We start from the raw sequence: 23,815 nt of genomic DNA on the forward strand, positions 1-23,815 counted from the left end.
CCGAAATGTATAGCATGAGCTCAGGATAAACGAAGAAAGGACCCAAGCCATGCCGCTCGCTCACATCTCCCTCCGCGCGGGAAAGCCGGAAACCTACCGCCAGGCGCTGTTCAACAGCCTTAACCGGGCCATGCACGAGACCTTCAATGTGCCGGTCGATAACCAGTTCATGACGATCACCGAACACGAAGCCGCCAACTTCCGCTACGGCCCCACCTTCCTGGGCATCGACCGCAGCGAAGACTTGGTTTATATCCAGATCACGGCCAACAACACGCGCAGCGTGGAGCAGAAGAAGCACCTGTACCGGCGTATCACGGAGCTGCTGGGCGACAGCCCCGGCATCCGGCCGGAGGATGTTTTTGTCAGCCTGATCGAAGTGGAGAAGGAGAACTGGTCGCTGGGGAATGGGCTGGCGCAGTACGCTTAGCCTCGCGCGGGCTTGCCCAGCTCACCCGCCACGGCATCGATTACCGGTTCCCAGTGGCCCTGCTGCGATTGGCGGTAAAGCACGGCGCTGGGATACCACGGGCTGCCTGCACCTTGTTCGAGCCAGCGCCATTCGAAGGGCGTTGGCAGCAGTATCCAGGTGGGCCTGCCCAAAGCGCCAGCCAGATGGGCGACGCTGGTATCGACCGTGATCACCACGTCCATCAGGCTGCACAGGGCGGCGGTGTCGGTGAAGTCCTTCAGCAGGTGGGACACCTGGCGCACGGGCAGCGTATCGAGCAGCGGCTGCTCGGCCGCGCGCACTTCCTTCTGCAGGCTGACGAATTCGCAGCCGTCCGAGAAGATGCGGACAAACACGGAGAGCGGCAGGCTGCGGTTGTGGTCATTCTGGTGGCCTGGGTGCCCTGCCCAGACAATGCCCACGCGCGGCTTCGTTTTCGGGCCCAGCACGTCGCTCCATTGAGCCAGCTTGCTTTCACTGCTGGCCAGGTAAGGCGCGCCGGGAACCGTATCGAGCGTGGTGCCAAATGCCAGGGGCAGGCTCATGATCGGAATCTGATAGTCGAAAGGCGGCAGCGGTTCGCCTTTAATGACAATGCTGGCGGCGCCTTCAAGCGTTGCAAGCAGCGCGGCCAAAGGTTCCTTCACTTCCAGAACGACTTTGGCGCCGCGCTGTGCGAGCAGCGGCACGTAGCGGCAGAATTGAAGTGCGTCGCCCAGGCCCTGTTCGGCATGCACGAGAATGGTCTTCCCGGCCAGCGCTTCGCGGCCCGTCCACATGGGTTTGCCGAAGTCGCGCTTCTTCTTGGCGAGGCTCAGGGTTTCTGCCTTCCAGCGCCACTCGTACCCGCGCCAGCCCCGCTCATAGTCGCCCTGGCGCAGATACACGAGCGCGCGGTTCCAGTGCGCCAGCGCGCACTGCGGATCGAGGGCAATGGCGCGGTCGTAGTTCGCCAGCGCTGCGTCCTGCTGGCCGATCTGGTCCAGCAGGCTGCCGAGATTCGTGTAGCCGCCCGGATGGCGGGGCGCCAGTTCCACGGCCTTTTCGTAGCAGCGCTGCGCTTCCCCGTACCGCAGGCTGGCGCGCAGGATCGCGCCGCGGGTAAGGTGGTAATCGGCGCTGTCCGGCTTCAGGGCGAGGGCGCGGCCGATGCTGGCGAGCGCTTCCTCGCGCCGTCCGGCCGCATTGAGCGTGCGGGCATGCTGCTGCCAGATATCGGCGTCGCTGTCGTCCAGTGCGAGGAGGGCGGCGAACATGCGCGCGGCGGATTCAGGGCGGTCCAGTTCCTGCAGTTCCTTGCCCAGCTTGCGGTAGGCGGCGATCGCTTCGCGTTTGAGTTTCTCGGCCGTCTTGCGGTCGCGCTGGGCGTCGCCGGGGCGGTTCAGTTTATCCAGGACCGTGGCTCGCTCCTCGTAAGCATCGGCCTGGTCCGGCGCGAGGCTGACCGCCTTGTCGCAGCTGTGCAGCGCATCCGCGAAGCGTTCGCGCGACAGCAGGAGGCGGCCCAGTCCCAGATGTGCGTCCGCGTAGTCCGGAAACAGCTCCAGCGCCTGCCGGTAGTTTTTCTCCGCCTCGTCCAGCCTGCCCATGGCGTGCAGGATTTTCCCGCTGTTGTTATAGGCCTCGCCATTCTGCGGATTACACGACAGGGCCTGCTCCGCGCTCTCCAGCGCGGCGGCGTAGTCCTTCATCTGCAGCAGCACGGTGGCGCGGTTGTTCCAGGCCTGGTCGTCGCCTGCGTTGATCGCCAGCGCCTGCTCGTAGCTGCGCAGGGCTTCTTCCGTACGCTGCAGGGCTTGCAGGGCGGCGCCGCGGTTGAAGAAGGTATCGGCATCGCCGCCATTGAGCTGGATAGCGCGCTCGTAGCAGCGCAGGGCCTCATCGAAATTCTGCTGCTCCCTCAGCGCGTTGCCCAGGTTGCTGTGGGCGCTGGCATCGTCCGGGTTCACTGCTACCGCCGAACGGATGAAGTTCGCGGCCATGTCGAAATTCCCGATCTGGAAGCCGATGACGCCCACGTGGTGCAGGGCGCCGAAATGCTTCGGCTCCAGTTTCAGAACCTGTTCATAGGTTTGCATCGCCTTGGGCAGCTCGCCCTGGCTGTGGAACTGAAGCCCCTGCGCGAACAGGGCCTCGGCCTGGGCGTGGGTTTGGCTTGGAATCGACATGGAGAAACACCGTTGAGTGAGCCCGTGAGGGCCAGCAGCGATTGTAAGCATAAGCTTACTGAACGGCAAAATGAATCATTGCTGAATTGCGCCAAAGATAGCCAAAATGCTGCGAGAATTGCACAGTCTATATCTCGGGACAATCAGGAAGGGGCTGTTTTGATGAAGGCATTCGCTCTAGTGCTTGCTGCCATGTTGAGCGCCGGCGTTTCGGCCGCGCCCGGCGATGCGCCGCCGCCGTCCTATGAATGCTTCCGCACTTCAGGGCCGATCCAGGTCGACGGAAGGCTCGATGACGCCACCTGGGAGCGTGCTCCCTGGACCGCTGATTTTATCGACATCGAGGGTGGCCATAAACCGCGCCCCAGGCTCCGCACGCGCGCGAAGATGCTTTGGGACGATCACTACCTCTACATTGCCGCGGAACTCGAAGAACCGGACGTGAAGGCGACGCTGACGCAGCGGGATTCCGCGATCTTCAAGGACAACAACTTCGAGGTGTTCCTGAAGCCTCTGCCCGAAACGGACAGCTACTATGAGCTCGAAATCAACGCGCTCAACACGGGGTGGGATCTTTTCATGCCCAAGCCGTACAGCCAAGGCGGAAAGGCTGACAACAGCTGGGACATTGAAGGCCTGAAGACAGCAGTCGCCGTGCAGGGAAGCCTGAACAAGCCCGGAGACAGGGACCATGGCTGGACCGTGGAAATCGCCATTCCGCTGACGGCGTTCGCGTCGAGGCAAGCGGTGCCGCATCCCGGAGCGGGCGCCGTGTGGCGCATCAATTTCGGCCGCATGGAATGGGCGGCGGAGAAGGTGAGGGAAGGCATTTGGGTGTGGTCGGCACAGGGCGTGGTCAATATGCATGTGCCGGAACGGTGGGGCGTTCTGCGTTTTTCGGATAGGACCTGGAGGGACTGAACGAAAAAACAGGCCCCGGTATCGGAACGCGATACCGGGGCCCGGGCATTACATCCAGAGCCCCTGCTGCTGCAGCGCGGCTGCGCTCCAGCCCAGCAGGGTAATGGAACCGTCGCCGAGGGCTTGGCCGGTAACGGCCACTGCGTCCAGGGTGCCATTACCATCGCTGTCGGTGTCGGCGAAGTTGAACGGGGAGCCCGCCACGCCAGCGAATGCGGTGAGGCTGGCCAGCGAGCCGTCGCCGGTGTAGCCGGTCAGCACGCGGTCGCCGTTGCCGAAGTCCGTGATGACCGTGTGGCTGCCCGCCGCCACCACGAACTTGTCGCCGCCAAGGCCGCCGCTCAGCACATCGTTCCCCAGGCCGCCGAAGAGGATGTCCGCCCCGTTGCCGCCTTCGAGCATGTCCGCGCCCGCGCCGCCGGACAGCACGTCGTCGCCGTTCCCGCCTTTCAGCTGGTCGGCTCCATCGCCGCCACTGAGGGAGTCCGCGCCGTTTCCGCCATCGAGGACGTCCGCGCCATCGTTGCCGAACACGCGGTCGTCGCCATTGCCTGCGCTGTAGCTGGTGTCGAAGCCTGCCGCGTCGGAGAAGTTGTCGGCTTTGTTGGTGCCAGCCGAAGCGACGTTATCGCCCGCCTCGCTCACCGTCACCGTCACCGTTACCGGCGCGCTCAGGCCGCCGTTGGCGTCGACCACGCGGTAGGTGAAGGTGTCCGCAACGGACTGGCCGGCCGTCAGCTGGTCGAAGCTGTCGGCGCTCGCCACGTAGCGCACCTTCCCGTTTTCGATGCTGATTGCAGCGCCCGCAGCCGACGCCGCGCCGCCAAGGACGATGCTCATGGCGTCGCCATCAACGTCGCTGTCGTTACCCAGCACGTCGATGATGACTGCACTGTCTTCCTGGACCGCGGCGCTGTCCGCGCCCGCCACCGGCAGGTCGTTCACCGATGCGATGTTCAGTTCCACCGTCATTACGGCCGAAACGCCGCCGTAGGCATCGCGTGCCACGTAGCTGAAGTGCTCCACGCCGTGGAAGTTGGCCGGGGCGATGAAGCTGAACGAGCCATCGGCATTCAGCACGAACTGGCCCTTGCCGGGACCAGCCACCAGCTCGGCGGTCAGTGCGTCGCCATTGCGGTCGGTGTCGTTCGCCAGCACGCCGTGGGCCGCATCGACCACCAGCGCAACGTCTTCCGTACCGGCCACCAGTTCGGCCGCGGCCACCGGTGCGGTATTGATCAGCGTGCGCGCCAGCACGGCGTCGTGATCGGTGGGAGCGGTGCCGTAAGGCTGGTTGCTGTTCATGTGGACGTTGTCGAACTGCGTGTTGCCAGCCAGGTTGCTCGACACCAGCAGATGATCGATCTGCTCGTTGCTGCCCTGGTAGCCGCTCGAATAGCGGTCCAGCGGGTCCAGGCTCCAGACCATATTGGTCATCTGGCCGTCCGCTTCCAGCATGCGCAGGGAGGTCTCGTAATGGAAGGCGTTGAAGTCGCCGCCGATGACGATGTTCGCATCCGGGTCTTGCGCCATCGTGTCGCGAACGAAATCGCGGATGGCGGTGCTCTGGTCGATACGGCGTGCATCGCCGCTGTTGACCGGCGGCTGGTTCTGGCCGAACAGTTCGTCGCTGCCCAGGCGCGAGTAGTTATGCACGCTCACAAAGGTGACTTCCTCGCCATGGAACAGGAAGTCGCCCACGAGCGGCTTGCGGCTGTTGCGGAAGCCGTCTCCGTCTGCCGGGGTTGTGTCCGTGATCTGGCGCAGGCTGCCATCCACGAAACTCACGCGGTCCGCGTTGTACAGGATCGCATTGCGGATGTTCCCGTTGGACTCGCCGCCGTTCGCGTTCTCCGCAACCGGATCGATCGACACCCATTGGTAGCGCGGTCCGCCAGCGGCCACAATCGCATCCACGAGCATGTTGAGCGTGACGTCGGCAGCCAGCACGCCCTTGCCCGTGCCGTTGTTGTCCTGGATCTCTTCCACGCCCAGGATGTCCGGTGCGCTCAGGTTGACCGCGATATCGCGCGCGATGGCATCGAACTTCGCCTGGCCGTCGGTCGGCGAAATGTTTTCCAGGTTGTAGGCGCCCACCATCAGCTGTGCGTCGCCGCCTTCAAGGGTGGTAACGTCGCGCGAAATCGCCGTGCGCACAGGTGCGTTCGGCGTGACAGTCGGCACCAGTTCCCAAAGGCCGGCGTAGTAGTGCATCATGCCAGTCACGTCGCCCAGTTTGTCGCCCGGGACGTAGACAGGCAGCGCATCCGGATTCACGCCGGTGTCCGAATAGATCTCGAAGCGTTCGGGGTTGCGGTCGCCTTCGCTGCTGGTGATTCCACCACGGTCATTGGTGCCGCTTGCGTAGGCGCCGCTGTCGGTCATGGCGAAGGTTGCGTTCTCGTAGGTGGTGGTCAGGGTTTGCACGTCCTTCGCCGTTACCAGCATGCCTTCCAGCGATTCGTAGAAGTCGATCGCATCGGTGTCGGGGTTGAAGACCTGGAAGTGGTCGCTGTCGACGACTTCGGTCGGCACCATGCGCCCGCCGTGCCCCAGTATCGTCGGCGCAATGGTGTGGCCGCTGGAGAGCACGGTCAGCTCCTGCACGTCGGTCAGCTCGGTCACCGTCAGGTTGTTGATGTCGCTGCCCTGGTATTCGTCGACCACACCCTGCAGTTCGACCAGGTCGCCCACCTGCACCGTGCGGGTCGAATACACGAACAGGGCGTCGGACGTGGCGGCGTTGCCGTCGCCCTCAGGGTCCTGGATCCAGAAGCCCTTGGTGCCGGTGGTATCGACTGCCGTGACGACGCCGCGCGTGTTAACCAGCTTGCCGTCATAGGCGGAGGTGTGGCCCGCACCCTGGATGTCGAAGATGCGGGTCATCGCATCGATGGTGCGGAAGTCGATGGGGTCGGCGCCGGTGCCCGCATAGGCATTGCCCGCCAGGTCGGCAATTGCGCCTGCGTCCACGCTGACTTGGTAGGCCGTGCCCAGTTTGAGATTGGCGGTAGGGTTGATGACGACGTTCTGCCCGCTCACGGTTACCTGGCTGGCATCGTTGATGTCGATGACGCGCAGGTCGCCGTTGCCATCGTCGATGGTGATATGGCCGGTGCCGGCTTTCACGAGTTCATCGAAGCTCAAGGTCAGGTTGCCGCCCGGAGCGACTGCGAAGGAGTCGTCTTCCGGAGTGCTGGATACCAGCGTTGGCGCGACGTTGTCCGCGCCCGCGGCCTCGCTGGTCACGGAGATGTTGTCGATGCCGATCCATTCGTCGCTGCCGGTCGCATCGACAGTGAGGATGCGGATCTCGACCTGGGACTGGTTATTGAGCGCGGCCGGGAGGCTGACGTCGAGATGTGTCACCAGGTTCGCCTGGCCGCCCGTGGAAGCATCGGCCACGTAGCCGTCGGGCAGGGCGGTCCAGTCGCCGCTGTCGCCGATGCGGTACTGCACGCAGATCTGCTGCACCGCGTTGTCGGCCGAAGCGTCGATGTCGCGCAGGTCGACAGAGAAATGCAGGTTCTTGCGGCCGCTCGCATCCAGGTACACGACCAGATGCGGCGCATCGGCCGTGCCGGAGCCCTGCAGGGCGACAACCGGGTCGGCGAGATGGAATTCGGTCACGCCGCCGGTGGTGTTCGTGTTCGGATTGGTGGCATTCGTATTGACGTCGATGACCGGCGTGCCGTCCGTCAGCACGGTGCGCGCATCGCGGCCGGTGGTGGCCAGGTTGTCGCCGCGATAGCCCATGACACTGGCGACCTGGTCCCAGTTGTCAGCGGTGCTCAGCAGCCCCGTGGCAGACCAGTCCTGGAAAAAATTACCGCTCGATAGCTTGAAAAATTCCTTCGACATGCCTGCTTCCCCTCTGTGGTGATATGCGATTGTTATGGATTGGATCGGCAAGCCCTTCGACATTGCTCCGGCGCATGCCAAACAATTGTCGAGTATACAAAACAACTATTGCAGATCAATTACATTTTTGTAACGGGCGGGGGAGGGGCCAGGGTTCTTGCAACGTGCTGTCATTCTTCGAGGAGGAAGGCACGGGCGTGATCCGCATCCTGACCACGGCACCGGATTGCAGGCCGGAATGGGCGTCTATCATTAAGTCCGATGCTCATTTCCTGCCCAAATCAAGTTCTCCTGTTCGATTGTTCATGAGGTAATGCACTTCACAATGCACACGGTATTTTGAGAAAAATACGCTCTAGTCTGGCGTGCAACTCTTTCGCCCAGTCGATCCGATATGCATCGTGTTCGAAGAATTTCCGTATCTCCTCGATATCGTCGCGGAGATGAAAAACATTGTTTCGAAACTTCCGAAGGGGATCGGAATGAGCTTTGATGATCTTCCCAAGCTCATCCGAGAGCGATAGCAAGTCTTTGAATCGGTCTGGCCGGTCATCAGTTAATAGATGGCGTAACTTCAGCTTTCTGTTGAAGGCCTCGCATATGACGCCCAGGTAGCCGAGCCATGTAAAGAAGTAGATGCGGATCTGAATATGATTATTCCGACTTAGCTTGCCGGACTTCTTCCATTGCTGATCAAGCTTTTGATAGTTCTTCAGCATGAGATCGGCGGCCAGGAAGTAGTGGATATACAGAGTAAGGATCGGATCTCGGCTTTTGCTCGGCAGTTTGTCGCCAGGCAGCCTTGTGTCGACTTCAATTGCATATTGTCGTACGCCGCTAGCGAGGTAGTGCAATGAACGGTGGGAGCCAAGCATTTCCCCGGACTGAAGGGCCGCATTGTAGGCGTGTTCGATCTCTGTCTCACTTTCGAACCCGTAGTCGATGTCACTGTGTGCTACAAATTGAGTGAGCTTCCAGAGGTCAAAGCCGTCAATTTCTCCGTTTGCGCCAAAATCGAAGTCGACTGTCCCGGACTGAAGTTCAACCATGCATCCAGCGCCATGCTTGTGATACTGAACGCCTACATCCAAGGTCCCAGATGGCGCTATGTCCATATGGGCCCATGCGTAGTCACTCTGAGGCATGTTGATGCCTGAACGGTACATTAGGCTCGTTGCGAACTTGACGGCAGATTGATATTCGTCGATGAGGTATCGAAGTCTTTCGTCCATAGGTCCATAGGCCGGAATGATAGGTTGATATCTACTTGGTAAAGCTTCGACATCCATTCTACTCAACGTTACAGTTAGTACTGTGGCGCCATAAGACGCCGCTACCAATCTTTTGCTGGGGCACGACAAACTGTCACTTATTGAAGTACGGCGAAGGCCTCTTGCAGAACTGGCGAAAGAGCGCCGAAGTCTATTCGCTGATTTCTTAGGTCGGCGCACAGCTTCTCAGCGCCACCAAAAGCGCGAATGAGCCGCGCGGCAAGATCGCGGGCGAGCACTTGAAGGGTCCGTAGAGGCACTTCGTCGGTTGGGCCTAAGAAGTACTCGTCTGCCGGATCGGAAACGCATTGCCCGGCCGCGACGATGTATCGCCACGCTCGATGGAATCGTACAGCGCTGCGTCCTTCGGGGTTTGCTGCACTTCTGAGTAGCTGGACAGCAAGTAGTAGTTTGCGTGGGCGTCGGTAGCACCGGCGAAGATCCAAAGATGCGCAGTAGATGTAGCGTCTTCGGGGAGTCGCTTACACATGACTGCCAGCGCTCCTGGCAGGGGATCAAGTTTTGCGTTGACCGGAACCCGCAGGCCGATCAACGGATCGGTGATGTATCGTGGCGGTTTCTTCCCGACAAATGACGCGGCTGAGACTTCCGCTGTACAGAAGGCGATTTGTGCTGCCCAGAGGACTACGGATCTAATAACGATAGACGGCATAGTGCGGCTTCTCATCGCGGTATTTTTTGCCAGCCCTGAAATCGCGCTGAACGGTATCGGAAGTGTCCATGGAGTCGGAGGAAGGCCATAGCTCATTTATCGAAGTATGGGCCAAACGCCTCTTGCAGTTCCTGCGGGAGTGAGTTGAAGTCGATGCGCTGGCTCCTTATTTCAGCGCGTAGCCGGTCAGGCCCGCCAAACACCCGAACTGTTCGGGCGGCAAGGTCGTGGGCTAACTCACGCAGGATTGGATCGGGTACGTTACCGTTGTTGTCTGCATTCGGGTCGTGCGTCTCGAATGTCTCCGCCGCGTCATCCCCGCCGCATTGAGCACCCCGTATTGTGAAGACAGATCCGTTATTCCAAAGCTCGTAGAGCCGCTGGTCGGGTTGGGGATTGCGCCGCTTGAAATAGCCGCTGAGAACATAATACGTTGACGCTGCATCCTTTGCTCGTCCAAATACCCAAACCCGCGCTGTGTGCACTTCGTTGTCTTCAATTTGGCCGCACATTGCACGTAAGTCTTCGGGAAACGGTTCAAGGTTGATTCGGTCAAGGGGCAAACGCAGCCCGAGGATAGGTACTGTCAGGAAGCGCGGGGGGCTGTTGCTGCCCGTTGCAGCGGCCGTAGCGCCGACTGCAAAGAGAGCTGCAAAAAGCAGGCCGCTAGTAGCGATAGACCGCATAGTGTGGCCTTTCTTCCCGATATTTTTTTCCTGCCCAGAAATCACGCTGAACGAAATCTGAAATCCAATTCCTCCCGTCATAACCCGCAACGTGGCCAGCTGCGCTACCCGTGTGTGGCTCCATGACCATCAAATCGCCGCGAACGAAAGGAAAGTGGTCAGGATCGTCAACAGTTATTTCGTGGAATCCGAGCCGCTCCAAAGTCAAACCGTACTGCTTACCATAATGGGGTGGGCTGTACTCGTTGAAATGCGCGCCACCAGCTTGCAGTGCTCTTCTGACGTACTCACCGCACTTGCCATGTCCTGGCGGTGTGGAATCAGCATGAGCACGCAAATGTTTCGCGAATCTATCGAGATCGATGGGCATGGCGCACCTCTACACGATCTTGTTGGCTGCAAGGTCCCAACCACCCACCGTGGAGCCGCCCATGCCCCCACCGATCCTCTGCTGTGTGTAGGTCCACCTCACCCGGGAGTATTTCAGATTTACCGTTTCGCACAGATATGACTGATCCCCTCCGAGGTGAGGCTTGACCATTCCGATCAGGACGTTGTCCAGTTCTACGACAAAATACTTCACCCGCACGCCATTGCCATCTGCACGGAAGAACTCAAGCCGGGCCCTTGGGATCGTTCTCCCGGCCGCGCATGTCTGGGCCAGGATAGGGCTAGACAGGTCGGCTAGTTTGGAGAACGATAGGTCTGACATCTCGACACGTTCTGCAGTGTGCCCGCCTGCGGTTGATGCGGTGGCACTGCGGGGCTGGTGAATGCCCCAGTGAACACCCGTCACCTCGATCCAGTCCTTATGCTTCTCGTCCTGTGACTCGCCCTTGATGCCTTCAATTTGCAGATAGACGTCGATTGCCATGATGGTTGGCTCCAGGTCATGCTTGTTTAGCGTATACGCGGCGTTCTGTCGGTGGGTGGTCCGGCTCTCAATGCCGCTAGCACTTGTGAGTGGGCCGCAGGCCCGATTGTCGTGCGGCTGTTCGGTCGACGGCTTGCGAGGGATCAACTGAGGAGGGAGGTAAGCAACAGCGGGGTTGATTGATTTGGCGTTCGGCTTAGTCGCGAGTGGAGGGCCTTTCTTCGTTCTCGCCGTGAGATATCCGGAAAATCAATACTGGAAATCGCCCGGACGTCAATCGAAGGCGATTGCGTACCTTTGTGAACATGGCACTCGCCACAGGCAGCCCGAGATAGGTGGCGCTAAACACCAATGCTGGAACATACGGCCCAATGGAGGGAACGTATATTGCCGTCAAAGCAGCGGCTGACACAGCGTAGGTGGTACGCAAGGGGGCGTCTGCACGAGCATATCGCCGCCCCGGCTGATTCGGGAAGAGTTTGCGTGGCAAGGCGTAGCTGTCCGCGACCGAGATAATAGTGTTTACCAGGTCATCCCAGCCGGGCGGAGCCGCCATTTCCTTACCCTTCACGAAACCGCGCCCGACACCGATGGGAGCTCCATAGGAGGAATTGGTTAGCGCGCCGCCTCTGGCGCAGGCGCCGAAGACATCGCCGAGGGTATGCTCGAACGATGCTCCGGCGTGGGCCGGAGCCGCCATCCAGGGGCTGCTCGTGGCGATCGTTCCTCCAGGCGGCTTCACTGCGGCGTACCAGGCTTGGGTGAGAACGCCTCCGAATGGTGGTGGATCGGATTGCGTAATGATGTTCGTTAGAAGGTAGCCGGCGCTCGTTCCGGTTGCCTTAAGTCCATAAAGAGTCGGCCAGGCCGAGAGGATGTCAACTGGTTTTTCGTGCTCGCCCCTGAAGTGACAGGAACGGGAGGGATGATCTGGGAGCGGGATTGCTTTACCTCTAGCAGGCAAGCTCTGGAAGCGGAGGGGGCGGAATTGCCGGGGTAGTATTCTTCAACGACGATCATCATGTCGCCGAGTTCCGCGCCCGGCGCTGTCGGACTGAGCTTGGCGATCGGGCGCTTGTCTACCCATGCGATGTCGACGGTTGCGGCGCTGCGGCCGTCGAGCCCCGCCTGCAGGGCTCGTTGGAAGTTGCCGATCGTGGTTGGACTGAACAGGTTTGCCAGGTTTTCCAGCTCACCGCCGCGACCTTTTCCATAAGCCGCTTCGATCGCACGATCGAAAGCCGCTTTAAGCTGAGTCTGCGCTCCGGCAATCCACATAGTGGCTCCGCATAGGAGAGCGAGGTGACATTGAAATTGTGGTCGGGGTGAGAGGATTCGAACCTCCGGCCTCTACGTCCCGAACGTAGCGCTCTACCGGGCTAAGCTACACCCCGACGGTGCAGAGGCGTTATTACACCAGAAGTTTGAGGGTTTATCAACTGTGGCGCCCTTGCTATGATGGCGGCCTTGATTTTCTTGGGATGTGAAGCCATGGGCGTGACGATTTATCACAACAATGCGTGCAGTAATTCGCGCGGCGCGCTGGCGCTGCTGCGCGAGGCGGGGATTGAGCCGGAGATTGTGGATTATCTGGTGACGCCGCCGTCGAAGGCGAAGCTGAAGGAGCTGGTGGCCAAGGCGGGACTGACGGCGCGGGATGCGATGCGGACCAAGGATGCGCTCTACGCGGAGCTGGGGCTGGAGGATGCGTCCCTGAGCGAGGAGCAGCTGCTGGAGGCGATGGTGGCGAATCCGAAGCTGATTAATCGGCCGTTTGTGGTGACACCGAAGGGGGTGCGGCTTTGCCGGCCGCCGGAGACTGTTAAGGAGATCTTGTAAGCCGCGGACTTTGGTCGGTGGCGGACTGGGATTTCGGGGACAGACCCTATTAAGAATGGGGCCCGTCCCCATTCTTAATAGGGTCTGTCCCCTCTGCCAGGGGCTTAGTGGGTGCGGTCGACGGCGAAGCGGGCGAGGTGGAGGAGGGAGTCCTTGTAGGGGCTTTCGGGCATGTCGGCAATCGCGTCGATGGCGCGCTGGCCGGCTACTTCTGCCGCGCGGCGCGTGTATTCCAGCGCGCCGCTCGTCGTGATCGCCGCGAGGATGGTGTCGAAGTGCTGTTCGTCGCCGTTCTCGATGCAGGAGCGTACCAGCTGGCGCTGTTCGTCCGTGCCGTTTTCCATCAGGTAGATCAGGGGCAGGGTCGGTTTGCCTTCGCGCAGGTCGTCGCCCACATTCTTGCCGATTTCCGTGGCGTCGCCCGCGTAATCGAGCACGTCGTCGATCAGCTGGAAGGCTGTACCCAGGGAGCGGCCGTATTCGCCGGCTGCCGCAATCTGATTGTCATTGCAGCCGGAGATCAGGGCGCCCAGTTCGGCGGCGGCCTCGAACAGCTTGGCCGTCTTGGAGCGGATCACACGCAGGTAGCTCTCTTCGTTCACGTCCGGGTCGTGCATGTTCAGCAGCTGCAGCACTTCGCCTTCCGCAATCACGTTGGTGGCGTCGGACAGGATCTGCATCACGCGCATGTTGTTCAGCGAGACCATCATCTGGAAGGCGCGCGAGTACAGGAAGTCGCCCACTAGCACCGAGGCGGCGTTGCCGAAGAGGGCATTGGCCGTCTGGCGCCCGCGGCGCATGGAGGATTCGTCCACCACGTCGTCGTGCAGCAGGGTGGCGGTGTGGATGAATTCCACCACCGCCGCCAGCTCGTGGTGCGCCGCGCCCTTGTAGGCGTAGGCGTTCGCCACCAGCAGCACCAGCACGGGACGGATACGCTTGCCGCCCGCGCTGATGATATATTCCGCAATCTGGTTGACCAGCGCGACTTCCGAATGCAGGCGCTCCCGGATCACCGTGTTGACGGCGTCCATGTCGGCGGCAATGGTGCTGGTGATGGTGTTCTGGCTGGAGGTTTGGGTAGCGGCTGACAAGGCGAACCTGCACGGGCGATAATTAGGTGCCGCGATTATACGTCATGAGTTGCCGACATACCACGAGAGCGCCCCGCTGGGAAGAGTTTTTGACCTGTTTTTGAAACCCGTGTATAATCCTCGGTTCTCCGTTTGTGAGCTGCCTTGCGCAGTGTTGCGGACGTGAGCAATTTCTTAACATTTGATGAGGTTTCAATCATGTACGCGGTCATAAAAACCGGTGGCAAACAGTACAAAGTTGCTGCTGGCGAAAAACTCAAAGTAGAACAGATACCGGCTGACATTGGTTCCGAACTCACCATCGATCAAGTGCTCGCAGTGGGCGCAGGCGACAGCATCAAGTTTGGTGCTCCGCTGGTTGAAGGTGCCAAGGTTCTGGTGAAAGTGGTTTCCCAGGGTCGTCACGACAAGGTGCGTATCTTCAAGATGCGTCGTCGTAAGCACTACCAGAAGCACCAGGGCCATCGCCAGAATTACACCGAAATCCAAATCGTTTCGATCAACGGCTAATTGCCGCTGGCCCGAATTAGTTAGCTAAGGAGTATATAAATGGCACACAAAAAAGGCGGCGGTACTACCCGCAACGGTCGCGATTCCGAATCAAAACGCCTGGGCGTTAAGGTTTACGGCGGCCAGACCATCAATGCAGGCGGCATCATCGTTCGTCAGCGCGGCACCCCAGTGCGCGCCGGCGAAGGTGTTGGCACCGGCAAGGACCACACCCTGTTCGCCCTGGTGGACGGCGTGGTCAAGTTCGTGACCAAAGGCGTTGGCAACCACAAGTTTGTCACCGTCGTTCCGGCTGCCCAGTAAGCACGCGCGGATCACGTAAGTAAGGCGCAAGCCTTCACATCGAAAGGCTCTGCCAACGGTAGAGCCTTTTTTAGTTTATGGCGGCAGATTATGAAGTTTATCGACGAAGCACGGATTGAGGTCATCGCTGGCAACGGCGGCAATGGCTGCGCCTCATTCCGCCGTGAGAAATTCCGCCCCTTCGGCGGTCCCGATGGCGGCGACGGCGGCAAGGGCGGCTCGATCTGGGCGGTGGCAGACCGCAATGTGAACACCCTGGTGGACTATCGCTTTGCGAAGGTGCACCGCGCCAGCAATGGCGAAGCGGGCCGCGGCTCCGATTGCTACGGCAAGGGCGCGGACGATGTCACCCTGCGCATGCCGGTCGGTACGCTCATCATCGACGAAGTCACCGGCGAAATCATCGCCGACATGACGGAGCACGGCCAGGTGGAGCTGCTGGCCAAGGGCGGCGAGGGCGGCTGGGGCAATATCCACTTCAAGACCTCGACCAACCGCGCGCCGCGCCAGAAAACGGACGGCAAGGAAGGCGAACGCCGCGAGCTGCGCCTGGAGCTGAAGGTGCTGGCCGACGTGGGCTTGCTGGGCATGCCGAATGCGGGCAAGTCCACCTTCATCACGGCCGTGTCGAACGCGCGCCCGAAGATTGCGGACTACCCCTTCACCACCCTGCACCCGAACCTGGGTGTGGTGCGCGTGTCGCACGAGAAGAGCTTCGTCATCGCCGATATTCCAGGCCTGATCGAAGGCGCGGCGGAAGGCGCCGGCCTGGGGCACCAGTTCCTGCGCCACCTCTCGCGCACCGGCCTGCTGCTGCATATCGTGGACCTGGCCACCTTCGACGACAAGGTCGACCCGGTCAAGGAAGCCAAGGCGCTGGTCAAGGAGCTGGAGAAGTACGATCCCGCCCTGGCCGAGAAGCCGCGCTGGCTGGTGCTGAACAAGCTGGATGTGATTCCCGAAGACGAACGCGCCAAGCGCGTGAAGGACTTCGTGAAGAAGTTCGGCTGGAAGGGTCCCGTGTTCGAGATCTCCGCGCTGAGCCACAACGGCACGCAGGAACTCGTGAACGAAATCTACAAGCACCTCGAAGCGAAGCGCCACAGCGAGCAGCGCGCGGAAGAAGTGCAGATGACCGAAGAAGCGCGCGGCATCTCGTCCATCGACCCGGACGACCCACGCTTCAAGGTTCTCGATTAAAATCATCTCTCCCATCCGGCACGTTGTGCGCCAACCAGTGCGCAGCGTGCCGCTTGCGGCAAGCAGGGCAACCCGCCCGGCGATTCAGTACACTGTCCCTTTTCAGAAGAGAATTGCCGCATCATGAGTTCCGTCATCCAGAAAGCCACCCGCATCATCATCAAGGTGGGCTCCTCGCTCGTCACCAACGATGGGCGCGGGCTCGATCACGCCGCCATCGCGCGCTGGGCATCGCAGATTGCCGCCTTGCGGGCCTTGGGCAAGGAGGTGGTGCTCGTGAGCTCGGGGGCAATTGCGGAAGGCATGCTGCGCCTGGGCTTCGAGCAGCGTCCCACGGATATCCATGAACTGCAGGCCTGTGCGGCGGTGGGCCAGATGGGCCTCGCGCAGATCTACGAAACCAGCTTCCGCGCGCATTCGCTCGGCACGGCGCAGGTGCTGCTTACGCACGCCGACCTGGCGGACCGCGAACGCTACCTGAATGCGCGCTCCACGCTCACCACCTTGCTGCGCCTGGGCGTGGTCCCCATCATCAACGAGAACGACACCGTCGTGACGGATGAAATCAAGTTCGGCGACAACGACACCCTGGGCGCGCTGGTGGCCAACCTGATCGAAGCCGATGCGCTCATCATCCTTACCGACCAGCGCGGCCTGTTCAGCGCCGATCCGCGCAAGGACCCTTCGGCTTACCTCATCACGCACGGCCAGGCGGGCGATCCCGCGCTGGAGGCGATGGCGGGCGGCGCAGGTTCCTCGCTGGGTCGGGGCGGCATGCTCACCAAGATCCTGGCGGCGAAGCGCGCGGCCAAATCAGGCGCCCACACCGTGATCGCCTTCGGCCGCGAGGCGGACGTGCTGACGCGGCTTGCGGGCGGCGAATCCATCGGCACGGAACTGGCCGCGCAGACGGGCCATCTCACGGCGCGCAAGCAGTGGATGGCGGACCACCTGCACACGGCGGGACAGGTCGTGCTGGATGCGGGCGCGGTGGAGAAGCTCTCGCGCGAAGGCAAGTCGCTGCTGCCTATCGGGGTAGTGGAAGTACGCGGCGAGTTCGGGCGCGGCGCAGTCATCACCTGCATCAGCGAAGGCGGTGTGACTGTGGCGCGCGGGCTCACCAACTACACCAGCGCCGAGGCGCGGCGCATTGCACGCAAGCCTTCGTCGGAGATCGAGGCGATTCTCGGCTATGTCGAAGGTCCGGAGCTCATTCATCGCGACAATATGGTCCTGCTGTGATGGTATAGTTTTCGTTTTGGAAACTATGCGAGGCTTCGATGCGCTTTATCCGGCCGGCACTTGGTGCCTCACTTCTGCTGTCCGCCTGCGCGGCGCTCGCCGCGCCTCTCACCTCGCTGAGGATTGATGTTTCGCCCCTGCTGGACGGTCCGCGGCCAGCCCTGAAGGTGGACGTGCGCTACCGCGCCCAGAGCGGCGGGCAGTGCGCCATCGAACTTCCCAACGAATGGGCCGACCAGCAGGCCATGTACAAGGCCGTGCAGAAGCTGCGGCTGGTGGGAACGTCCGCCATGCTGCGCGAAACGGACAAGCCCCATGTGCGCAGTTTCGACTGCAAGCGCAACCAGCCCATCCATCTCCAGTACGAACTGCGCCAGGAGGACGAGGCGCCGCTGAACAATGCGCGCCGCTACCGGTTCTCCATGGACCCGGCCCACTTCCACCTGATCGGCTATGCGGGCTGGGTGCTGCCCAAAGCCGAGGAGAACGATCCGCTGAAAGTGGACCTGCGCTGGGTCTCCATGCCCTCCGCCTGGGTACTGGCCAACAGCTTCGGTACGGAGGCCAGGCGGCAGACGGTGTCCGCCACCTTCGACCGCTTCCGCGCCGCAGTCTTTGTCGGCGGCGACTTCCGGCTTGGTGCCACGAAGGATGAAGCGGGGCGCGGCGTCACCGTCGCCATGCGCGGCAACTGGTCCTTCAGCGACCGGGCCTTCGCGGACAAGGCCAGCGCGATCATCCGCGCGGAACGGGACTTCTGGCGCAGCAAGGAGTCCTCCTATCTGGTCACGGTCATTCCCATTACCGAGCCGCCTGGCGCCAGGTCGCTTGGCGGCACCAGCCTGACGGCCGCATTCGCCATGTTCCTCACTCCGAATGCGCAGCTGGACGACCTGTCGACCTTGCTGGCGCACGAATACTTCCACAACTGGAACAGCCAGCAGCTTGGCGCCATGGCCGAGCCGCAGCAGTCCGTGTACTGGATCAGCGAAGGGTTCACGGATTACTACGCCCCGCTGCTCCTGCTGCGCAGCGGCCAGATGACGCTCGACGCCTACATCGGCCACACCAATGCGCTGCTGAAGAACGTGTATGTGTCGCCCGTGCGCGAGGCGGACAACCAGCACGTGATCCAGGCCTTCTGGAGCGACCCCAATGTGCAGAAGCTGCCCTACAACCGCGGTACGCTGCTGGCCATGGAATGGCAGGCGCAGATTCATGCTGCCAGCGGCGGGCGCAAGTCATTCGACGATGTCATGTACGGCTTGCGGCAACAGGTGGAAGCTGCCGAGAGGGCCAAGGCCGAGGCGCCTGCGCTGACGGCGGCGCGCGTGGCGGGCCTGCTGGACCAGCTGGGAGCTGCCGATGCGGCGGGCCTGGTGCAGCGCCACATCGAAGCGGGCAGGCTGATTGCTCCACGCGCCGAATGGTTTGGTCCTGCGGTGGAACTGCAGCAGATCGAACTGCCCCTGTTCGAGCTGGGGCTGGACCTGCCGAAGCTGAAGGAGAAGGTGATTGGCGGCGTGACGGAAGGCAGCGCGCCATATGTGGCTGGCCTGCGCAACGACCAGAAGGTCATCAAGCGCACGCCCATCTACCTGGGCAACACCGACCAGACCATTGAAGTGACGGTGGAAGCGGACGGCGGCGAACAGACCTACCGCTACCAGCCCCGCGCCGCCAAAGGCCTCGTCGTGCCCCAGTTCCGCCTGCGCACCGACGCCACCCCTGAGCAGCTGGCCCAAACCAGACAGCTCCTAGGCATCCCCCACCGCTGACCTCGTGTCCACTTCTGGTGCCAGGGAAGAAATCTGGACACGAGCTCAGCTCTGCGCGCCTAGTGCCGGGTTCGTGTCCAAGTTTCTTCCCTGGCACCAGACTTGGACACGGGCTCAGGCGTTGGCGGGGGCGGGGGTTTTGGCTTTGTATTCGCAGAGGTCGACGATCAGGCAGTTCCAGCACAGGGGCTTGCGCGCGAGGCAGGTGTAGCGGCCGTGCAGGATCAGCCAGTGGTGGGCGTCCTGCAGGAACTCTTTCGGCACGAACTTCATCAGCTTCTGCTCGACGATGTCGACATTCTTCCCGGGCGCGAGATTCGTCCGGTTCGAGACCCGGAAGATGTGCGTGTCCACCGCAATCGTCGGGTCGCCAAACGCCGTGTTCAGCACCACGTTCGCCGTCTTGCGGCCGACGCCCGGCAGGCTTTCCAGCGCTTCCCGGTCGTGCGGCACTTCGCCGCCGTACTTGTCGATCAGGATCTGGCAGCTGGCCAGCACGTTCTTGGCCTTCGTCCGGTATAAGCCGATGGTCTGGATGTAGCTCATCAGCTCGTCCAGGCCGAGGTCGAGCATGGCCTGCGGGGTGTTGGCGACCGGGTAGAGGCGGCGCGTGGCCTTGTTGACGCCCACGTCGGTCGCCTGCGCCGAGAGCAGCACAGCAATCAGCAGTTCGAACGGGGTCGTGTATTCGAGTTCGGTGGTGGGCTTGGGATTGGCTTCGCGCAGGCGGCGGAAGATTTCGTGGCGTTTGGCTGGGTTCATTCGGCGTTTTTGTCGGCTTTCGCGGCTTCGGCGCGCTGGCGGGCGCGCTCCATGGCGGCCGCGATGATGGCACGCTTGCGTTCTTTCTCGGCTTCTTCGGCGGCGTTCTCGGGATTGAGGCGGTCCACCGCCGCCATCTTGGCCTGGGCCTTGGCGGCCAGCCGCGCGTCGTTCTCTTCCCGCTCGCGCTGCAGCCGGACCTTGCGGAAGTCGTGGCGTTCGCGCGCGGCGTCGGCGTCGGCCTGGCTCCAGGCCTGCCAGCCCGTCGTTTCCGTGACGGGGTACATCACAATGCAGTCCACCGGGCAGGGCGCCACGCACAGGTCGCAGCCCGTGCACAGCTCGGGAATGATGGTGTGCATCTGCTTGGCCGCGCCCATGATGGCGTCCACGGGACAGGCCTGGATGCACAGGGTGCAGCCGATGCACAGCGATTCGTCGATGAAGGCAACAGCACGCGGCCGTTCGAAGCCGTTGACGGGATTGAGCGGAATGACCTTGCGTCCGGTGACCGAGGAGAGGCGCATGATGCCTTCGGCTCCGCCCGGCGGGCACTGGTTGATTTCCGCTTCGCCCGCCGCAATCGCCTCGGCATAGGGACGGCAGCCCGCATAGCCGCACTTGGTGCATTGCGTCTGCGGCAGTACGTCTTCGATGCGGTCGGCCAGCGGCTTGATGTCGGTCACGGTGCGGTGCTTTCGATAAAACGACATTATCCTTCATCCCGCGCCAGGGGGCAGCAATTCCCCTCATCCGCGGATGCCCACTTTACGGCCCGCGCGGCTTGTGGGAGCATAGCTTCGGAACAATTTTCGGGACTACGATGGCTCTCTTGAAACCGGCCGCGCTGGGCTTCTGCCTGGCCTGCTGCCTGTCCGCCCAGGCCACGGCGCCACTGCGCCTGGCGGCCGAGGAATGGCCGCCCTTCGCCTCGCCTTCGCTGCCGGAGCACGGCCTGTCGCCCGCCATGATGCAGCCCGTCTTTGCGAAGCTGGGCCGCGAGGCCGTGGTCGACTACTTTCCCTGGAAGCGGGCCATGGAGCTGGGCCTGCACGATGCGCGCTATGCGGGCTTCCTGCCGGTGTGGCGCACGCCCGAGCGTGAGAAGCTTTGCCATTTTTCCGTCCCGCTGGGGAATACGCTCACGGTGCTGGCCTATCTCAAGGACACGCCCATCGAGGTGCGCGACATGGCGGAACTGGAGAACTACCGTATTGGCACCGTCGCTGGCTATGCCAACGGCGAGCGCTTCGACGCCCTCGTGCGGCAGCACAGGATCGCGGTGGAGGAGGGCGTGAATGACGAGACCAATCTGCGCAAGCTGCTGATACGCCGCTTTCCCGCCATCGTGATCGAGCGCCGCGTCCTGCAGCGCCTCCTGGCCAGCAAGCACTTCACGGACGCCGACCGTGCGCGGATCGCCGTCAACGACGATCTGTTCCGGGAACGCCCCGTGCACATCTGCTTCAAGCGTACGCCGGAAGGGCTGGCGCTGCAGCGCGCCTTCAACGAGGCAGCGCGCGGCGTGGACATGCAGAAGCTGGAGCGGGATTACCTTCGCCGTATTGGGAATGAGGCGGAGAGTGCACTGCCAGGCATAGTTGACTGACTGTGTTCGGGGCCAACTAAAAAGCCGCTCGGTGAGCGGCTTCTGGTATCAGGCGTTCTTGCGGATGAACTCTGTGATCTTCGGGCATACCAGCTCGCGCCAGCGGCGGCCCGAGAAGATGCCGTAGTGCCCGGCCTGCGGCACCACATAGTCTTCCTGCTTGCTGGCCGGGATGCCGGTGCACAGCTCGTGCGCCGCCTGCGTCTGGCCCGCGCCGGAGATGTCGTCCAGCTCTCCTTCCACGGTCAGCAGGGCCACGGTGGTGATGTCCTGCGGCCGCACCAGCTGGCCGCCCACTTCCCAGGTGCCCTGGGGCAGGCGGAATTCCTTGAACACGGTCTGGATGGTGTCGAGATAGTACTCGGCAGGCATGTCCAGCACGGCATTGTATTCGTCGTAGAACTTGCGGTGGCTTTCGGCCGGCTCGTCGTCGCCGCGCACCAGGTGCATGTAGAACTCGCGGTGGCTCTGGGCGTGGCGGCCCGGGTTCATGGCAATGAAGCCTGCATGCTGCAGGAAGCCCGGGTAGACCTTGCGGCCGAAGCCCGGATAGTTCGGCGGCACCGGATAGATCACGGTGTTCTCGAACCAGGAATAGGGCTTTTCCGTGGCCAGGTTGTTGACGGCCGTGGGCGACTTGCGCGGGTCGATGGGGCCGCCCATCATGGTCATGGTCTTGGGCAGCTTGGGGTCCTTGTTGGTGGCCATCAGGGAGATGGCCGCCAGCACCGGCACGGTGGGCTGGCAGACGGAGATCACGTGCAGGTCCGGGCCCAGGTGGCGGATGAAGTCCTGCACATAATAGACGTAGTCGTTCAGGTGGAAAGGACCTTCCGACAGGGGCACCATGCGCGCGTCGGTCCAGTCGGTGATGTAGACGTCATGCTCCGGCAGCAGGCCGCGCACGGTGTCGCGCAGCAGGGTGGCATGGTGGCCGGACAGGGGGGCCACCAGCAGCACGGTGGGCTGCTTGAGGGCCTTGAACTCCTTGTCGCTGATGTCCTTCTTGAAGTGGATCAGGCGGCAGAAAGGCTTGGTGACGGCCACGTGCTCAAGGATGCCAATCGTTTGCTTGCCCTTGATGGTGGTGGTGTCGATGCCGAATGCAGGCTTCTCGTAGTCCTTGCCCAGGCGGTAGAGCAGTTCGTAGCCTGCGGCGATACGCTGGGAAAAAGGCGTGTGGGCGAAGGGCGATACGGGATTGCTGAAGAGCTTGGACGAGGCCTCGGCCCACTGCATCAGCGGGTTGAGGAAGGTGCGCTGCATCTCGTGAAGTTGGTAAAGCATAGTCGTTCCTGGTGGTGGTGCCGCCTAGTAATGTATCGTGCGACACGGAAATCGTGAAACCATTATAGGCGATTTGTCCGGAGGAAAGACACCACTTACGAACTAATTGCCGTAAGTAGAACGATAATAGTGATAGTAAAACAAAAAAAGCAGCGTTGCCGCTGCTTTTTTGTAGGAGGCGTCCGAAGACTGAGTCGGATCAATCAAACACCGGGGTTTCCACGCCCAGCACCTTGTGCAGCTTGGGCGAGGTGGTGGTGTACTGCATATGGATCTTCTTGTCCGGGAAGATGTAGGGCGCGGCGCCGAAAGCGGCGAGCGCGGCTTCGTGGAAGCCGGAGAGAATCAGCTTCTTCTTGCCAGGGTAAGTGTTGATGTCGCCCACGGCGAAGATGCCCGGCACATTGGTCTCGAACTTCTCGGTGTTCATCACCTTGAGCTGCTTGCGTTCGATCTCCAGGCCCCATTCGGCGATCGGGCCCAGCTTCGGCGACAGGCCGTAGAACACCAGCAGCATGTCCAGCGGCACCCGGCGGGTCACGCCGTCGGCGCCGGTCACGCGCAGTTCGCTCAGCTTGCCGTCCTTGGTTTCGAAGCCGCTGGCCTGGCCGATAATGAGCTGCATCTCATACTCGTCGCACAGCTGCTTCATCTTGGCGACCGATGCGGGCGCGGCGCGGAATTCCTCACGGCGGTGCAGCAGCACCACGGATTCGGCCTTGCCCACGAAGTTCAGGGCCCAGTCCAGGGCGGAGTCGCCGCCGCCGCAGATCACCAGGTTCTTGCCTTCGAAGAGGGCAGGGTCCTTCACGCGGTAGAACAGCTGCGAGTTCTCGAAGGCCTCGATGCCGTCCACCTTCATGGTGCGCGCCTGGAAGGAGCCCACGCCCGCGGCGATGAAGATGGTCTTGGTGATGAACTTGGTGCCGGTGCTCGTTTCGACGTCGAAGCGGCCGTCGGCGCGCTTCTGCACCACGGTCACTTCCTGGCCCAGGTGGAAGGTGGGCTCGAAGGGCGCGATCTGCTTCAGCAGGTTGTCCGTCAGCTCCTGGCCGGTGCAGGACGGCACGGCGGGAATGTCGTAAATGGGCTTGTCGGGATAGAGTTCCACGCACTGGCCGCCGACGGCGTTCAGCGAGTCGATCACGTGGGCCTTGATCTCCAGCAGGCCCAGTTCGAAGACCTGGAACAGGCCGACGGGACCCGCGCCGATAATGACGGCATCGGCTTCGATGACGCCGTCAGGGGTGGTGCTTACGTTACTCATGCGATTTCTATCCTGTATC

Annotated in this window: 21 protein-coding genes and 1 tRNA gene; 9 read left to right on the forward strand and 13 right to left on the reverse strand. The window is 61.9% G+C overall.

The annotated features are described in order from the left end of the window. The first annotated feature begins 49 nt into the window (after nt 1-49). Nucleotides 50-430 (forward strand): tautomerase family protein, encoded by a 381-nt coding sequence (locus LSQ66_RS02155; RefSeq protein ID WP_231768177.1) that lies wholly within the window; start codon nt 50-52, stop codon nt 428-430. Here LSQ66_RS02155 and LSQ66_RS02160 read toward each other — a convergent pair. Further along, nucleotides 427-2,619, reverse strand: a complete 2,193-nt coding sequence (locus tag LSQ66_RS02160) for a tetratricopeptide repeat protein (RefSeq protein ID WP_231768178.1) — start codon at nt 2,617-2,619, stop codon at nt 427-429. The two genes, LSQ66_RS02155 and LSQ66_RS02160, sit on opposite strands and share 4 nt — an antisense overlap. Nucleotides 2,620-2,781: 162 nt before the next feature. Between LSQ66_RS02160 and LSQ66_RS02165 the strand changes: the two genes are divergently transcribed. Beyond that, nucleotides 2,782-3,540 (forward strand): carbohydrate-binding family 9-like protein, encoded by a 759-nt coding sequence (locus LSQ66_RS02165; protein WP_231768179.1) that lies wholly within the window; start codon nt 2,782-2,784, stop codon nt 3,538-3,540. A gap of 48 nt (nt 3,541-3,588) precedes the next feature. On the opposite strand, the gene LSQ66_RS02170 is transcribed toward LSQ66_RS02165, so the two are convergent. The 7 genes from LSQ66_RS02170 to LSQ66_RS02200 all read right to left on the reverse strand — a co-directional run bounded on the left by LSQ66_RS02170 (nt 3,589) and on the right by LSQ66_RS02200 (nt 12,299). Beyond that, on the reverse strand, nt 3,589-7,401 hold the full coding sequence (locus tag LSQ66_RS02170; RefSeq protein ID WP_231768180.1) for an Ig-like domain-containing protein: 3,813 nt from the start codon (nt 7,399-7,401) through the stop codon (nt 3,589-3,591). 320 nt (nt 7,402-7,721) lie between these two features. Continuing rightward, nucleotides 7,722-8,690: a DUF6896 domain-containing protein gene (locus LSQ66_RS02175; RefSeq protein WP_231768181.1), complete on the reverse strand. Its 969-nt coding sequence runs from the start codon at nt 8,688-8,690 to the stop codon at nt 7,722-7,724. A gap of 747 nt (nt 8,691-9,437) precedes the next feature. Next, nucleotides 9,438-10,031: a hypothetical protein gene (locus tag LSQ66_RS02180; protein WP_231768182.1), complete on the reverse strand. Its 594-nt coding sequence runs from the start codon at nt 10,029-10,031 to the stop codon at nt 9,438-9,440. Continuing rightward, nucleotides 10,012-10,401: a CHAP domain-containing protein gene (locus LSQ66_RS02185; RefSeq protein WP_231768183.1), complete on the reverse strand. Its 390-nt coding sequence runs from the start codon at nt 10,399-10,401 to the stop codon at nt 10,012-10,014. The genes LSQ66_RS02180 and LSQ66_RS02185 overlap by 20 nt, the downstream gene beginning before the upstream one ends. Nucleotides 10,402-10,410: 9 nt before the next feature. After that, entirely contained in the window at nt 10,411-10,905 is a 495-nt protein-coding gene (locus LSQ66_RS02190) for an Hcp family type VI secretion system effector (RefSeq protein ID WP_231768184.1), read from the reverse strand. Nucleotides 10,906-11,715: 810 nt separating this feature from the next. Further along, complete coding sequence (locus LSQ66_RS02195) at nt 11,716-12,183, reverse strand: hypothetical protein (protein ID WP_231768185.1); 468 nt, start codon at nt 12,181-12,183, stop codon at nt 11,716-11,718. A 39-nt stretch (nt 12,184-12,222) separates the two neighbouring features. Beyond that, a tRNA-Pro gene (locus LSQ66_RS02200) sits at nt 12,223-12,299 on the reverse strand. A gap of 97 nt (nt 12,300-12,396) precedes the next feature. On the opposite strand from LSQ66_RS02200, the gene arsC reads away from it, so the two are divergent. After that, complete coding sequence (gene arsC, locus LSQ66_RS02205) at nt 12,397-12,744, forward strand: arsenate reductase (glutaredoxin) (protein ID WP_231768186.1); 348 nt, start codon at nt 12,397-12,399, stop codon at nt 12,742-12,744. Nucleotides 12,745-12,848: 104 nt separating this feature from the next. Here arsC and ispB read toward each other — a convergent pair whose 3' ends face one another. Next, nucleotides 12,849-13,838, reverse strand: coding sequence for an octaprenyl diphosphate synthase (ispB, locus tag LSQ66_RS02210; protein WP_231768187.1), 990 nt, complete (start codon nt 13,836-13,838; stop codon nt 12,849-12,851). A gap of 198 nt (nt 13,839-14,036) precedes the next feature. Between ispB and rplU the strand changes: the two genes are divergently transcribed. The 5 genes from rplU (at nt 14,037) to LSQ66_RS02235 (ending at nt 18,871) form a co-directional block, all read left to right on the forward strand. Next, nucleotides 14,037-14,348 (forward strand): 50S ribosomal protein L21, encoded by a 312-nt coding sequence (gene rplU, locus LSQ66_RS02215; protein WP_231770032.1) that lies wholly within the window; start codon nt 14,037-14,039, stop codon nt 14,346-14,348. A gap of 39 nt (nt 14,349-14,387) precedes the next feature. Then, nucleotides 14,388-14,651, forward strand: coding sequence for a 50S ribosomal protein L27 (gene rpmA, locus LSQ66_RS02220; RefSeq protein WP_231768188.1), 264 nt, complete (start codon nt 14,388-14,390; stop codon nt 14,649-14,651). A gap of 90 nt (nt 14,652-14,741) precedes the next feature. Next, nucleotides 14,742-15,851, forward strand: coding sequence for an Obg family GTPase CgtA (gene cgtA / locus LSQ66_RS02225; RefSeq protein WP_231768189.1), 1,110 nt, complete (start codon nt 14,742-14,744; stop codon nt 15,849-15,851). A gap of 123 nt (nt 15,852-15,974) precedes the next feature. Then, the gene (gene proB / locus LSQ66_RS02230; protein ID WP_231768190.1) at nt 15,975-17,093 is read left to right on the forward strand and encodes a glutamate 5-kinase; all 1,119 of its coding nucleotides are present in this window, start codon (nt 15,975-15,977) and stop codon (nt 17,091-17,093) included. Nucleotides 17,094-17,131: 38 nt separating this feature from the next. Continuing rightward, nucleotides 17,132-18,871: a M61 family metallopeptidase gene (locus LSQ66_RS02235; RefSeq protein WP_231768191.1), complete on the forward strand. Its 1,740-nt coding sequence runs from the start codon at nt 17,132-17,134 to the stop codon at nt 18,869-18,871. Nucleotides 18,872-18,985: 114 nt separating this feature from the next. Here the strand turns inward: LSQ66_RS02235 and nth are convergent, their stop codons facing one another. Together nth and rsxB are read right to left on the reverse strand one after the other, a co-directional pair. Then, on the reverse strand, nt 18,986-19,633 hold the full coding sequence (gene nth, locus LSQ66_RS02240) for an endonuclease III (RefSeq protein WP_231768192.1): 648 nt from the start codon (nt 19,631-19,633) through the stop codon (nt 18,986-18,988). Next, complete coding sequence (gene rsxB, locus LSQ66_RS02245) at nt 19,630-20,346, reverse strand: electron transport complex subunit RsxB (protein WP_231768193.1); 717 nt, start codon at nt 20,344-20,346, stop codon at nt 19,630-19,632. The genes nth and rsxB overlap by 4 nt, the downstream gene beginning before the upstream one ends. A 110-nt stretch (nt 20,347-20,456) precedes the next feature. Between rsxB and LSQ66_RS02250 the strand changes: the two genes are divergently transcribed. Then, nucleotides 20,457-21,242 (forward strand): substrate-binding periplasmic protein, encoded by a 786-nt coding sequence (locus LSQ66_RS02250; RefSeq protein WP_231768194.1) that lies wholly within the window; start codon nt 20,457-20,459, stop codon nt 21,240-21,242. Nucleotides 21,243-21,290: 48 nt separating this feature from the next. Here LSQ66_RS02250 and LSQ66_RS02255 read toward each other — a convergent pair whose 3' ends face one another. Both LSQ66_RS02255 and LSQ66_RS02260 read right to left on the reverse strand, forming a co-directional pair. Continuing rightward, nucleotides 21,291-22,529 (reverse strand): polyhydroxyalkanoate depolymerase, encoded by a 1,239-nt coding sequence (locus LSQ66_RS02255; protein ID WP_231768195.1) that lies wholly within the window; start codon nt 22,527-22,529, stop codon nt 21,291-21,293. Between the two features lie 199 nt (nt 22,530-22,728). Next, the gene (locus LSQ66_RS02260) at nt 22,729-23,796 is read right to left on the reverse strand and encodes an NAD(P)/FAD-dependent oxidoreductase (RefSeq protein ID WP_231768196.1); all 1,068 of its coding nucleotides are present in this window, start codon (nt 23,794-23,796) and stop codon (nt 22,729-22,731) included. Nucleotides 23,797-23,815: the final 19 nt, after the last annotated feature.

This window comes from Massilia endophytica (assembly GCF_021165955.1).
GTDB classification, from domain to species: domain Bacteria; phylum Pseudomonadota; class Gammaproteobacteria; order Burkholderiales; family Burkholderiaceae_D; genus Rugamonas; species Rugamonas endophytica.